The sequence below is a fragment of the uncultured Vibrio sp. genome, from assembly GCF_947488985.1.
In the GTDB taxonomy this organism is placed as follows: domain Bacteria; phylum Pseudomonadota; class Gammaproteobacteria; order Enterobacterales; family Vibrionaceae; genus Vibrio.
The window spans coordinates 22,589-36,603 of the sequence record NZ_CANLBV010000008.1 but is presented as its reverse complement, the minus strand read 5'-3'; the positions used below and the strand labels follow the sequence as shown (position 1 = coordinate 36,603).

Below are 14,015 nucleotides of genomic sequence, written 5' to 3'. Positions count from 1 at the left end.
ATGGCTATCATTATTGGGCTCAGCGGTGGCATTGCCAGTGGCAAAACCACGGTTGCTAACCTGTTCAATGAACATTTTAATATTGATATTGTTGATGCTGATATCGTGGCACGTGAAGTCGTGGCAGTCGGCAGTGAGGGGCTACATCAGATTAGCGCGCATTTTGGTGAAACGATCTTACTGGAAGATGGCACGCTAAACCGAAGTCGGTTGCGTGAATTAATCTTCTCAGATCCTAAACAGAAACAGTGGCTGAATGATCTTCTTCATCCCATGATCCGTGACAAAATTGACCGCGACCTGTCTAAAATCACCTCCCCGTATGGTTTACTCGTCGCACCGCTGTTGATTGAAAATCAAATGCAAGGTATGGCGGATCGCGTATTAATTGTTGATGTGCCTACCGATGTGCAAATAGAGCGAACGATGAGCCGTGACCATGTTTCAAAAGAACAAGTCACCGCCATTTTAAAATCACAGGCCTCAAGAGAGCAGCGCTTAGCCGTTGCCGATGATGTGATCGAAAACCATACAAAAAACCAAGAACTTTTGCCTCAAATCACAGATCTCCATCAAAAGTATCTGGCAATCAGTGCCGTAGATAGGTCAGAATAGGACTATGTTGAATAAAGGCTTGCTTAATGATCACCCACAAATTTGAACATCCACTAAACGAGAAGACACGGATCTACTTAAGGGTTGAATCACTCTTGAGGCAGCTGCACCTATCTTCGACCTTTTCCGATGCTCAACAGTACCAACTCTTTTTCCGCTCGATCTTTGATCTGATTGAAATTTTTGAACAGATCCAACTCAAGAGTGAGCTCGCAAAAGACATTGAGAAGCAACGGGTCGCCTATAAAAGCTGGCTAAACGTTGAGGGTGTTGATCAAGAGATGTTAACGTCATTGCTCAACGATATTGGCCACATCTATCGAGAGTTGATGCAAGCGGAGCGTTTTGGTCAATCACTTAAGGAAGATCGATTCCTCAGCGCGATTCGCCAACGCTTTAATTTGCCCGGCGGCTCATGCTGCTTTGACTTACCTGCACTGCATTATTGGCTACGTCTTCCGCTCGATAAAAGAATCCGAGACGCGAAAACGTGGATGGACAGCCTACAACCTCTCTATGAAGCACTGACACTATGGTTAAGGCTCACCAGAGAGACAGGGCACTTTAAAGAACAAGTTGCGCGTGCTGGCTTTTTCCAGAGTGATGCTGATGAAGCCAATATCCTTCGCCTATCGATTCCAATGCAATACGGTGCCTACCCGATGATCTCGGGGCATAAAAACCGTTTTGCGGTTAAGTTCATGAGCTTTGAGACCGGACAAGCCTGCACTCAAGACATCGAATTTGAATTGGCTATCTGCAGCTGATTAATTTCCATTTATTGTTTGGCTTGAGTCCTCACTCGAGCCTAAACTCACTCTTATTATTCTTCAAATTAAGAACCACTATGTCGAAAAAAATCACCATCGTAAAATGCCCTCAATGTAATGCTGACGTTGAATGGGGCGAACAAAGTCCATATCGCCCGTTTTGCAGTAAGCAATGTCAGATGATTGATTTTGGCGAGTGGGCAGACGAAGAGAACAGTATCGCTGGCGCACCAGACATGTCTGACAGTGACGGTTGGTCAGAAGACCAGTACTAAAGATTCGAGATTCGAGATTCGAGATTCGAGATTCGAGATTCGAGATTCGAGATTCGAGATTCGAGATTCGAGATTCGTAAAAATGATTGAAGGGTTGGCGTTTTGCGTCAATTCTTTTTTTATTGCGATAGTTTGGTGTTTACTGAAAGAGATTCCCTACTCCTTCCTTCGTCAGTCTAGGGAATGACGGTTATACGCAGCTTGTTCTAAATCGTCTCGCAAGACTAGATTTCTGACTACGCTCCTTCGTCGCTATCGAAAATAACGGCCAAAGTTATCCCATTATCAGCTCCTTTAGTGTCATGTACTAACTCGGTAACTGAAACCTACCCGGATTCCCAATAGTGAGGAACGAGCGAGTTGGGGATCTCTGGCTTTAAAAACTCCAAATAGCAGACACAAAAAAGCGGAGCCAAATGGCTCCGCTTTTATCGATAGAATGCAAAAAGAATTACTTCTTCTTAGTAAGCTTCTCTTTAATACGAGCTGACTTACCAGAACGCTCACGTAGGTAGTACAACTTGGCACGACGTACTGCACCACGGCGTTTAACTTCGATGCTATCAACCATTGGAGAGTGAGTTTGGAACGCACGCTCTACACCTTCACCGTTCGAGATCTTACGAACTGTGAATGCAGAGTGAAGACCACGGTTACGAATAGCGATTACTACGCCTTCGAAAGCCTGTAGACGCTCACGGTCACCTTCTTTTACCTTAACCTGAACTACAACAGTGTCACCTGGTGCGAATTTAGGAAGGTCTGATTTTAGTTGCTCTTCTTCAAGAGCCTTAATGATGTTGCTCATTTGTGTAAATTCCTAGAATAAACTGATACTAAATTTAATAGGTTACTGCTTGCTTTTCGTTAAGAGCGTTGCTCTTTAATGAATTCAGCCAGTAATTGTTCCTGTTCGTCAGTCAGAGCTAGGTTTTCCAGGAGCTCTGGTCTTCTTAGCCAAGTACGGCCTAACGATTGTTTCAATCGCCAGCGACGAATGTCCTTATGGTTACCAGACTTGAGTACCGAGGGCACTTCTTTGTCGTCTAGCACCTCAGGGCGCGTATAATGAGGGCAATCTAGCAAGCCATTGGCAAAAGAATCTTCTTCTGCTGATGCGAAATCTCCCAGTACACCCGGCACAAACCGAGAGACGGAATCAATCAACGTCATGGCTGGCAGCTCGCCACCCGTCATCACAAAATCACCAATCGACCATTCTTCGTCGACTTCAGATTGAATGATGCGCTCATCTACCCCTTCATAGCGGCCACAAATAAGAAGTAAATTCTCGTTTGTTGCCAACTCTTCAACACCTTGCTGGTCGAGTTTACGACCTTGGGGTGAAAGGTAGATAACTTTCGTCTTTCCCGGTGATGCTTGCTTGGCTGTTTGGATAGCGTCGCGCAAAGGCTGAACCATCATTAACATGCCAGGACCACCACCGTAAGGTCGGTCATCAACAGTGCGATGTTTATCATGAGTGAAATCGCGAGGATTCCATGTCTCAATAGATAAAAGACCTTTCTTTACCGCTTGACCCGTTACTCCAAAATCAGTAACTGAACGGAACATTTCAGGAAATAGGCTAATTACGCCAACCCACATGTGTTCTCTCGCTCTATGATTTTAAAGTTAGAATCCAGGATCCCAGTCAACTTCGATCCGTTGAGCTTCGCGATCAACTTTCTTGATCACTTGCTCTTCAAGGTACGGTACTAACCGTTCCTTTTGCCCGAAAGCATCCTTAAGATTTGCTTTGATTACTAGAACATCGTTTGAGCCAGTTTCTAGCATGTCAGTAACGACACCTAGATCGTAACCTTTAGTGGTTACGACTTGCATACCAAACAATTCACGCCAGTAGAATTCCTCTTCTGACAATTCAGGTAATGAAGCAGGGTCTACTGCAATTTCAAAGTTGGTCAGTACATGAGCGTCCTCGCGGATCTCAAAACCTTCCAGCTTACACACCATCCCTTTGTTATGGCGCTTCCAGCTTTCTACTTTGAATTCAACCCACTTCCCCTTTTGGTTAACATACCAAGGGGAGTAATCAAATATGCTTTCAGCATTGTCTGTGTAGGAAAAAACTTTAAGCCAGCCACGAATGCCATAGGTAGCACCAAACTTGCCCATAACAATTTTTTCGTCTTGCTTGCTCATCGTTTCTTTACCCTTCATCGACATAAGCTATTTCTCTTTAAAAAAGAATTAAGCCGCTTTTTGAGCGTCTTTAACTAGCTTAGCTACACGATCAGATAGAGATGCGCCTTGACCAACCCAGTGGTTAACGCGATCTAGGTCTAGACGTAGACCTTCTTCTTGACCTTGAGCTGTAGGGTTAAAGAAACCTACTTTCTCGATGAAACGGCCAGTTGCAGCGTTACGGCTATCCGCAACTACGATTTGATAAAATGGGCGCTTCTTTGCACCGTGACGTGCCAAACGAATGGTTACCATGTCGTCCTCTTTGCTTTCTTAATAAAATAATTAACCCCAAGTATAAGTAAATAGCTTGGGGTCTCGTGCCAAATTAAAGCCCCGGAATTTTACTCTTATTCCGGTTCAATGCAAGAGCTTTAGCTACTTTTTCACCAACATAGTTGGCGTACACTTTTTGTGACACGTCTAACACTATGAAAAGTAACGCAGCTAAAGCTTACATTTGTCGGTTATCGACCGAACGGGTTAAAACCACCACCCATTCCGCCCATACCGCCACCGCCGCCCATCATGCCTTGCATGTTGCGCATCATGCCTTTCATTCCACCCTTTTGCATTTTCTTCATCATCTTCTGCATTTGAGTGAACTGTTTTAACATACGGTTTACATCTTGTACTTGAGTACCAGAACCAGCAGCAATACGCTTTTTGCGTGAGCCTTTGATCAGCTCAGGGCGCTGGCGCTCTTTCATGGTCATAGAGTTGATGATTGCTTCCATCTGCTTAAACATCTTGTCATCGACTTTATCTTTAACGTTGTCTGGCAATTGAGACATGCCTGGCAGCTTATCCATCATGCCCATCATGCCGCCCATGTTTTGCATCTGACCAAGCTGTTCACGGAAGTCTTCAAGGTCAAAGCCTTTCTTCTCTTTGAACTTCTTCGCTAGCTTCTCTGCTTTTTCGGTATCGACGTTTTTCTGCAGGTCTTCAATAAGAGACAGTACGTCGCCCATGCCTAAAATACGAGAAGCAACACGATCTGGGTGGAACGGTTCTAGTGCGTCAGTCTTTTCACCAACCCCTAAGAATTTAATCGGTTTGCCTGTTATATGACGAACAGACAGTGCAGCACCACCACGCGCATCACCATCCACTTTGGTCAAAATAACACCGGTTAGTGGCAGCGCATCACCAAAAGCTTTTGCCGTGTTCGCGGCATCTTGACCTGTCATTGCATCAACAACAAACAGGGTCTCTACCGGTTTAATGGCAGTATGAAGCTCGGTGATCTCGCCCATCATCTCTTCATCGATAGCCAAACGACCGGCAGTATCGACTAATAGCACGTCGTAGAATTTCTTCTTCGCGTGGTCGATAGCAGCGTTTGCGATATCAAGAGGCTTTTGATCCGCTGAAGATGGGAAGAAGTCGACACCAACATCGCTTGCTAACGTTTCAAGCTGTTTGATCGCCGCTGGACGGTAAACGTCGGCAGACACAACCAAAACTTTCTTCTTGTCACGCTCAGTAAGAAGCTTAGATAGCTTACCTACCGATGTAGTTTTACCCGCCCCCTGTAGACCTGCCATTAAGATCACGGCTGGCGGCTGCGCGGCTAGGTTAAGAGCCTCGTTAGACTCACCCATTACCGCCTCAAGCTCAGCTTGAACAAGTTTAATGAACTCTTGACCCGGTGTGAGAGATTTAGAGACCTCAACACCGACAGCGCCTTCTTTTACACGCTTAACAAAATCGCGGACAACGGGTAGTGCCACGTCGGCTTCAAGTAGCGCCATACGCACTTCACGCAGCGTATCTTTAATATTGTCTTCGGTCAGGCGACCTTTACCGCTGATATTCTTCAGCGTTTTGGATAGACGATCCGTTAGATTATCAAACATAGTTTTCTCTTCGCTCAATCCTGCGACTATTACTGTCAGTATACATTAGCGTGGATTAGAGTCATACCCGTTGGAGCGCGTTAATCATCCACGCTTGTGATATGAGACGCTGTTCACTTGGAATTGAGTGCGGTTCACCGTAGCCCCAAAGGGCGATGCAAGGTATAATTCGCCTACTAGTAATCATTAAAATGGATACCATGGACAGTCTAATTGCGATCGCAGCAGCCTTTCTTTATACAATGGCGATTTCCACGATCATTCCAGGTCTCGTGCACCAAACAGGAATCCGTGTAAAAACGGTGTTTATAAGCGCATTACTTGCTTTAGCTTTCCATGCTTTGTTGCTTGGTGATTTGATTTTTAATGCCAACGGTCAAAACCTCAGTATCTTGAACGTGGCCTCATTAATCAGTTTAATCATATCGCTAGTGATGAGCAGCGCGATGCTCAAAACTCGCTTGTGGTTTATCTTGCCAGTCGTTTATAGCTTTGCCGCGCTGAACTTAATAGCAGCGACGTTTCTGCCGAGCACCTTTATTAAACATTTAGAGAATGATCCCAAGCTACTGGTTCATATCTCCCTTGCGCTATTCTCATACGCGACGCTGACCATCGGTGCGCTGTACGCTCTGCAACTCGCATGGCTGGATCACAAGCTTAAAAAGAAAAAAGCACTAGTGATAAACCCGAATCTCCCTCCCTTAATGATGGTAGAAAGACAGCTTTTCAAAATCATTCTTATCGGTAACGGCTTATTAACCGGCACGTTGTTAACAGGCCTTATCTTCGTGCAAGATATGTTTGCGCAAGGAAAAGCTCACAAGGCGGTGCTGTCTTTTATCGCTTGGGTTATCTACTCCATTCTTTTATGGGGACATTACCAAAAAGGTTGGCGTGGACAAAAGGTAACCTGGTTCGCTCTTGCGGGTGCTAGCATGCTGACATTGGCCTACTTTGGTAGCCGCTTTGTTCAGGAAATCATTCTCAAGTAATCGGTCAATTAAGGGCAAGGTTTTACACCCCTGCCCTTAAAGTATAGAGTGCTATATATTCAATTGACATCTCGACCATGTTCGGTCATAAATTAGTCAAGATACACAAATAGGAAAAGCATAGTTTTGGACGACATATCTACGGGTATCTTATTTGCGCTACTCGCGTGTCTCATTATAATTTCTGGTTATTTCTCTGGTTCTGAAACGGGCATGATGTCCTTGAACCGCTACCGCCTAAAGCACTTAGCCAATACTGGCCACAAAGGTGCTAAACGGGTAGAAAAGCTGCTAAGCCGCCCTGATAGATTGATAGGCCTCATCCTCATAGGCAACAACCTTGTCAATATTCTTGCTTCTGCGATCGCGACCATTCTTGGTATGCGAATCTACGGGGATATTGGGGTCGCTATCGCGACCGGAACCCTGACATTGGTGGTCTTAGTCTTTGCTGAGGTCACCCCTAAAACCATCGCATCTCTATTCCCTGAGCGCGTCTCTTACGCCAGCAGCATCTTATTGATGATACTGATGAAGGTACTGTCTCCCTTGGTGATCTTGGTGAACTTCATTACCAACGGCTTCATTCGCTTGTTAGGTGTAAAAGCCAACCACGATGCGACTGACCATTTAAGTTCAGAAGAGCTTAGAACAGTGGTGAATGAAGCCGGAAGCCTGATACCCCAACGCCACCAAGATATGCTGGTTTCTATTTTGGATTTAGAGCATGTCACCGTGAATGACATCATGGTACCTCGCAATGAAATCACCGGCATCGACATCAATGACGACTGGAAATCTATCGTTCGTCAACTGACTCACTCGCCTCATGGCCGTATCGTGCTGTACCGTGATCAGATCGATGAAGTGGTTGGTATGCTTAGGTTAAGAGAAGCTTACCGCTTAATGCTAGAAAAGAACGAGTTCAATAAAGAAACGCTATTGCGTGCCGCTGATGAGATCTACTTCATTCCAGAAGCGACACCACTCAACATCCAACTACTCAAATTTCAACGCAATAAAGAGCGTATCGGTTTAATTGTTGATGAATATGGCGATATCAACGGCTTAGTTACCCTTGAAGACATTCTAGAAGAGATCGTGGGCGAGTTTACTACCTCTATCGCCCCAAGCCTCTCTGATGAGATCACACCGCAGAGCGATGGCAGCTTCTTGATTGAAGGCAGCGCGAATATTCGAGACATTAACAAAGGCTTGCAGTGGGCACTGCCGACGGATGGCCCGAGAACCCTTAATGGTTTAATACTGGAACACCTTGAAGATATTCCGGAAAGTCACTTGAGTGTTCAGGTCGCCCATCATCCGATGGAGATCGTCGAGCTCGAAGAGAACCGTATCAAGCTAGTACGTGTGTTTCCGCAGATCGTTGATGGGTAGTAAGTCGCTCGAAGTAAGTCATCACAAGCTCACCTGCGACAACTGCCTCGTAAAATACGTTTATCTCGTCCTAAAATACGTGGACGAAAAAGGCCCGGTTCATCGAACCGGGCCTTTTAATATCTAACTCACCTTATTCAAGGTAAACCAAAATTAATTAGTCGATTTTAAGCTCTTGCAGCATCGACTCTGGCAATGCCAGTTCATCGTTCTTGTTGACTGAGATACCGGCAGCGATGATGGCATTTGCGATCTCTTTCGCTTCGTCTAACGAGTGCATTGCAGCTGTACCACATTGATATTCGTTCAGCTCTGGGATCTTATTCTGGTTCTCAACTTTCAGTACATCTTTCATCGCAGCCAACCAACCGTCAGCCACTTGCTGCTCTGTTGGTGTACCAATTAGGCTCATGTAGAAACCTGTACGACAACCCATAGGTGAAATGTCTATAATCTCTACATCTGAACAATTCAATTGATTACGCATAAAACCAGCGTATAGATGCTCAAGAGTATGGATACCTTTCTCAGATAGGATGTCTTTGTTTGGCGCAGTGAAACGCAGGTCAAACACAGTGATGGTATCCCCTTTTGGGGTTTGCATTGTTTTAGCAACACGAACTGCAGGTGCGTTCATGCGTGTGTGATCAACAGTGAAACTATCTAATAAAGGCATTGCTCTTCTCCGTGACGGCTGGCTTTAGAAAAACCAGCTTCGATTGTCTTCTAGTTCTTTGCGGCACTGTTTCAGCTGCCATCCATAATCTTTTGCTTGCTGTTCGACTTTGCGAGCCACCTTAATCAACGATGGCTTGCTGTTGTATGACTTACGCTTATAACCACCACGGCCTTCATGATAAGCCAGGTATTGGTTATATGGGTCCCATAGCGAAATACCCAACTGACGACGTGTCTCACTGGTATACCAACCAATAAACATCAGTGCATCATCAAAGTTGGTTCTTGAACCACCGTGCTTGGTCGCCTTTTGAAAGTCTTGCCAAGCAGGGTCCTGTGCTTGCGCATAGCCGTAGGCGCTGCTCACTCGCCCCCACGGAATAAAGCCCAGAATGTATTTTTTGGGCGGGCGCGCATCATGACGAAAGCTACTCTCTTGTTTGACAAAAGCCATCGCGATATTAATCGGCGTGCCCCACTCCTCTTGCATATCCAAGGCATCTTCGTACCACGATGGGTGCTCCCTGAAGATGCTGCACAAGTTATCTTGCTGCTTAGGCGGTGGTGTTGCACACCCAACCAACAGGCTAGAGACAACACCTACAGTCACCACAGGTAACCATTTCCCCCCCACCTGAGTGGGTTGACCTAATAAGGCTTGCTTACTTTCCACCAAAGCCTCGCTATGCTTTTAAATACGAAAAATAATCCGCTAAGAAGCCATCAAAATCTTGAGAGCTTGCTTCTTCAGCTTGTTGCTGAGCCATTACAGATCGCTGAACTTCCGCTTCCATTAACTCTGCTGAGTAAACTTTATATTGGTGTGCTTTGTGTTGTTGAGCGTACGTTTTACCTAACGCGCAACCCACTTTACCTAAGCCACCCAGTTTTTTGGTCTCTTCTAGCAACTGGCCAGAAATCGTTAACTCTGGATTATCAATCCAAGCCTCAAGCGTATCGCATGTTTCTTGGTATGCACGACCACCTTGCTCTGCGTCCATCATTTCGGCAATAGAGCGTAGGTCTTTGAACACGCGCTTAGCCCAATCTTGCAGAGACAATCGCTCACCGTCACAACCAATTTTCAGCTCTAAACCAACCTGACGACCTTCTAAGATCACCTTGTTCCAGTTATCACGCCAGCATTCAAGCTCACAGTTATCCATCTCAGCAGAGTCAGTTAGCACACTCCACGTTAGGAATAGATCTAAGAAGCGAACTTGCTGTTCAGTGATACCAATTGAGCTGAATGGGTTTACGTCTAGAGAGCGAACCTCGATGTACTCAACACCGCCACGAGCCAATGCTTCAGATGGTTTCTCACCACTTTTCGCGACACGCTTAGGGCGGATAGGGGCGTAAAGCTCGTTCTCAATTTGCAGAACATTACTATTCAACTGACGGTATTCACCCTCAACCTTAGTGCCAATTTCAGCGAATTCTTGTGATGGTGTGCGAATCGCTTGGTTCAAACCTTCAAGGTATTGCTCTAGGCTATTAAAGCCAATTTTTAACGCACTTTGCGCACTGTTAGTGTAACCAAGATCACTCAGGCGTAGCGCCGTTGCGTTGGGTAGGAAAAGCGTCTCACCAACCTTTTCAAAAGGTTGCTTGGTCTCTCTTCCTTTGATGAAAGAAGAGCACAGCGCTGGTGACGCACCGAAGAAGTAGGGAATTAACCAACCAAAGCGGTAGTAATTGCGAATCAAACCAAAGTAAGCATCTGACTTAGCTTCACAACGCGCTTCCTCTGTTTGCTCACCAAATAGGCTATCCCAAAAGCTTTCCGGGAAGGAGAAGTTAAAGTGAACACCCGAAATAATCTGCATCAAGCTACCGTAACGACGCTTGAGGCCTTCACGATATAGCGTCTTCATTTTACCGTTATTCGAGGTACCATATTGCGCTAGCGGAATATCATCTTCACTGCCTACATAACAAGGCATAGAGAGCGGCCACAGTTTTTCTCCCTCTAACTTAGTTTGCGTAAAGTGATGAATATCAGACAACTGATTCAAAAGAGTAGGAACATCATTAGAAACTGGCGTGATAAATTCCAGTAGCGACTCAGAAAAATCGGTCGTTACCCATTCATTCATCAACGCCGCTCCCAGAGCTTTAGGGTGCGGCCCTGTAGCAAGATGCCCATCATCCGTGTAGCGTAACGTTTCCCTTTCAACACCACGACCAAATTGAGAGAAGGTCTTAGGGTTGGTTGCAACTTGCTTTAGTCGCGCAGTAAAATCAGTCAAAATTCAGTTCACTTATCTTATATTGTTCTGAGTAGAACTTTCATAAATTCGGTTGGAGGAGAAAAGTAGAGTCTCTTCCCCCCTTTTAATGTGTACTCTAACGAACAATTTCAAGCTCTTCTATTGGAATATCGAGCTTTTCTAATTCGGGGCGAAGCGAAGTCGCATCACCCACGACAATTATTTGATAATCATTCGGGTCAAACCATTTCTTCGATAGCTCGTTTAAGGTCTCTTTTGAGACGGTTTCCACTATCTTATTACGCTGTTGTAGATAGTCCTCATCAAGACTCAATGCAACAATATTACTTAACAACCCGGCCTTTTGGCTTGGTGTTTCATACTTCAGTGCATCTTGCTGACCTACCGCTAAGCGCATGAAGTTCATCTCATCATCAGTTAAACCACTTTGGCTAAACTCATTCATCTCATTAATAAACTCTTGAATTGATGGAAGTGTTGCATTAGCTCTGACCTGAGCACTGAATACCACCGCGCCCGTTTCTCGAGTACTGGCAAAGTAGCCGCTTGCGCCGTAAGTGTAAGCCTTGTCTTCGCGTAGGTTCTGATTGATACGGCTATTGAAGTTGCCCGCTAAGTTAAAGTTCGCCAATTGGCTCAAATACAATTCACCCGTTGCATCAAACGGCAAGCCTTTACGCACCAAGCGCACAATACTTTGTGGCGCGCCCGGCTTGTCCACTAGATACAAACGCTGCTCTGCAAGATCGTTGATGATCTGCGGACGAGTGAGAGGTGCAGCATCACCTTGCCACTGTTCAAAAAATTGCAGTTGTTTTTCAACCTCTCTCTTGGTGATATCACCCACCACCACAATATTGGCACCTTGTGGGGTGTAGTGTTGGGCATAGAACTCTTTCACATCGTCTAAGGTCAATTTCGATAGAGACTCCTTAGTGCCATCGCTTGAACGCGCAAAAATACTGTTACCGAATAGCACTTCACGCGTCGCTTGAGAAGCCATCCAACTTGGTTGCTGGTGCTGATATACAACGCCCTCTAACATCTGTCGCTTAACACGCTCGAAATCTTGGCTATCAAACTTAGGCTCAAATAGGATCTCTTGTACGATGGCTAGGGTTTGAGGTAGATTTTTCTCAAGCGTGGAGATTGAAAGTGCGGTGGTGTAACTGCCAGCGCTAATACTCACGCTACTGCCAAGCTTATCTAAGGTCGCCTGCAACTCTTCCACCGTTCGTTGAGTCGAGCCTTCTTCCATCATGGCCGCCGTAAGGTTTGCCAAGCCTTCTTGTCCTTTCGCGACATAACGCTCACCAGCAGGAAGTTGAATTTGCAATTGTACGGTTGGGGTTTCACGGGTGACAGTACCAATCAAATCAGTACCATTTGCATAGTGCATGCGATACAACTCAGGCATGGTCGCTTGAACACCAAAGCTCACTTGTGGCATCACGCTGCGATCAAAGGTGTTCGGTGCCTTTCTGAAATCCAGTTGCTCTTCCGTTACCTTGCTGTATTCAGGAAGGGTACGGGCTGGCGTCACAAAGGTTGCATCACGAACGGCTAACTCGAGCTGTTTTTTCGGAACGACACTCAAGGTCACCTTATGCTTACCTTCAACAAAATCTTGAAAGGCTTGGCTGACACTGTCTGGGGTTACCGCGCGAATTTGATCGAGTTGAAACTCAATACGATCCGGCTGATTATAGAAGGTTTGATTAGACGCGAGCTGTGATACCTTACCTTTTACACTTTGCAGGGCAAAAACCGCATCCGCTTCAGCCATGCCGGTGATCTGGTCTAGACGCTCTTGCTGAACGCCCTCTTTCGAGAACTGCTCTAGGGTATCCATCAATTCTTTATTAAGAACCGTCAAATCACCTTTTTCTCCTGAGTTACCCATCGCATACACATACATGGTACAAGCAAGCTCAGCACAATCATGGAAAGAGCCAGCACTGACCGCTTTTTGCGTTTTGACTAGGTTTTGGTATAAGTAACTGTTGGTGCCAGAACCCAATACATTAGAGAGTGCATTCAATGACGCCTGAGTCTCTTCGCCACGATAAGTGGTTGGCCAACCGACAAGTACCATAGGCTGACGAATATTATCTTCTAAAGTAATGTACTTATCTTCTGTCAGAACAGCAGGTTGCTTTTCTGCTGCTACAACTTCTGGACCTTGCGGGATAGGGCCAAAATACTGATCGACCCACTCTAGGGTCTCATCAACGTCGATATCACCACCGATAGTCAGCACCGCGTTGTTTGGACCATACCAACGCAAGAAAAACGCCTTAAGATCATTGACGTCGACACGGTCTAGATCTTCAACATAACCGATTGGTTGCCAAGAGTAAGGGTGACCTTCAGGGTACAGTGCTTCCCCCATGCGCTCCCACATCAAGCCATAAGGACGGTTTTCATAACTTTGAGCACGTTCATTTTTAACCGTGCCTCTTTGAACTTCGAATTTCTTCTGAGAAACCGCATCCAATAAGAAACCCATTCTGTCTGACTCTAGCCACAACATTTTCTCCAGTTGGTTAGAAGGAACGGTTTCAAAGTAGTTGGTTCGGTCACGGTTGGTGGTGCCGTTGAGTGAGCCCCCCGCCTCAGTGATGATCTTAAAGTGCTGTTGATCACCTACATTCTCTGATCCTTGAAACATCATGTGTTCGAAGAAATGAGCAAAACCCGATTTACCCACCTCTTCACGAGCGGAGCCGACGTGATAAGTCACATCAACGTGCACCAGTGGATCGGAATCATCAGGGGACAGAATGACGGTTAAGCCATTGTCAAGCTGATACTTGGTGTAAGGGATCACCACTTTGTCTTTAGAGGGCTTAACCTCTTCTAAAAGAGTGATACCTTCTGGCAATGAGGAAAAGAAGGATGTTGAGCTAGGTACATTGTAAGAACAGCCTGCGATGGCGATAATAGAAAGTGTACCCAGTAAAACCTTTTTCATAGGTTC

14 protein-coding genes are annotated in these 14,015 nt (G+C 45.6%); 5 read left to right on the top strand and 9 right to left on the bottom strand.

The features are described from left to right. The 3 genes from coaE to yacG all read left to right on the top strand — a co-directional run bounded on the left by coaE (position 1) and on the right by yacG (position 1,660). On the top strand, positions 1-615 hold the full coding sequence (coaE, locus tag Q1A70_RS03190) for a dephospho-CoA kinase (RefSeq protein WP_299686931.1): 615 nt from the start codon (positions 1-3) through the stop codon (positions 613-615). Positions 616-641: 26 nt separating this feature from the next. Then, complete coding sequence (gene zapD / locus Q1A70_RS03185; RefSeq protein WP_299686933.1) at positions 642-1,382, top strand: cell division protein ZapD; 741 nt, start codon at positions 642-644, stop codon at positions 1,380-1,382. 80 nt (positions 1,383-1,462) lie between these two features. Further along, on the top strand, positions 1,463-1,660 hold the full coding sequence (gene yacG, locus Q1A70_RS03180) for a DNA gyrase inhibitor YacG (protein WP_299686935.1): 198 nt from the start codon (positions 1,463-1,465) through the stop codon (positions 1,658-1,660). Positions 1,661-2,111: 451 nt separating this feature from the next. Here yacG and rplS read toward each other — a convergent pair whose 3' ends face one another. The 5 genes from rplS to ffh form a co-directional block, all read right to left on the bottom strand. Further along, positions 2,112-2,468, bottom strand: coding sequence for a 50S ribosomal protein L19 (gene rplS / locus Q1A70_RS03175; RefSeq protein WP_299686936.1), 357 nt, complete (start codon positions 2,466-2,468; stop codon positions 2,112-2,114). 59 nt (positions 2,469-2,527) lie between these two features. Beyond that, positions 2,528-3,268 carry a tRNA (guanosine(37)-N1)-methyltransferase TrmD gene (gene trmD, locus Q1A70_RS03170; RefSeq protein WP_299686938.1) on the bottom strand — a complete coding sequence of 247 codons (741 nt, stop codon included), beginning with the start codon at positions 3,266-3,268 and terminating at the stop codon, positions 2,528-2,530. Positions 3,269-3,295: 27 nt separating this feature from the next. Beyond that, complete coding sequence (rimM, locus tag Q1A70_RS03165) at positions 3,296-3,850, bottom strand: ribosome maturation factor RimM (RefSeq protein WP_017629425.1); 555 nt, start codon at positions 3,848-3,850, stop codon at positions 3,296-3,298. A 24-nt stretch (positions 3,851-3,874) separates the two neighbouring features. Beyond that, complete coding sequence (gene rpsP, locus Q1A70_RS03160) at positions 3,875-4,123, bottom strand: 30S ribosomal protein S16 (RefSeq protein WP_004410028.1); 249 nt, start codon at positions 4,121-4,123, stop codon at positions 3,875-3,877. A gap of 212 nt (positions 4,124-4,335) precedes the next feature. Continuing rightward, entirely contained in the window at positions 4,336-5,730 is a 1,395-nt protein-coding gene (gene ffh, locus Q1A70_RS03155) for a signal recognition particle protein (protein WP_299686941.1), read from the bottom strand. A 200-nt stretch (positions 5,731-5,930) separates the two neighbouring features. Between ffh and Q1A70_RS03150 the strand changes: the two genes are divergently transcribed. After that, entirely contained in the window at positions 5,931-6,725 is a 795-nt protein-coding gene (locus tag Q1A70_RS03150; RefSeq protein WP_299686943.1) for an inner membrane protein YpjD, read from the top strand. 126 nt (positions 6,726-6,851) lie between these two features. Then, entirely contained in the window at positions 6,852-8,123 is a 1,272-nt protein-coding gene (locus tag Q1A70_RS03145; RefSeq protein ID WP_299686945.1) for a CNNM domain-containing protein, read from the top strand. A gap of 157 nt (positions 8,124-8,280) precedes the next feature. Here the strand turns inward: Q1A70_RS03145 and luxS are convergent, their stop codons facing one another. The 4 genes from luxS to Q1A70_RS03125 form a co-directional block, all read right to left on the bottom strand. Beyond that, on the bottom strand, positions 8,281-8,799 hold the full coding sequence (gene luxS, locus Q1A70_RS03140) for an S-ribosylhomocysteine lyase (RefSeq protein WP_299686947.1): 519 nt from the start codon (positions 8,797-8,799) through the stop codon (positions 8,281-8,283). 24 nt (positions 8,800-8,823) lie between these two features. Then, positions 8,824-9,474: a hypothetical protein gene (locus Q1A70_RS03135; protein WP_299686949.1), complete on the bottom strand. Its 651-nt coding sequence runs from the start codon at positions 9,472-9,474 to the stop codon at positions 8,824-8,826. A gap of 10 nt (positions 9,475-9,484) precedes the next feature. Next, complete coding sequence (gshA, locus tag Q1A70_RS03130; protein WP_299686951.1) at positions 9,485-11,053, bottom strand: glutamate--cysteine ligase; 1,569 nt, start codon at positions 11,051-11,053, stop codon at positions 9,485-9,487. Between the two features lie 97 nt (positions 11,054-11,150). Beyond that, positions 11,151-14,009 (bottom strand): pitrilysin family protein, encoded by a 2,859-nt coding sequence (locus tag Q1A70_RS03125; protein WP_299686953.1) that lies wholly within the window; start codon positions 14,007-14,009, stop codon positions 11,151-11,153. Positions 14,010-14,015: the final 6 nt, after the last annotated feature.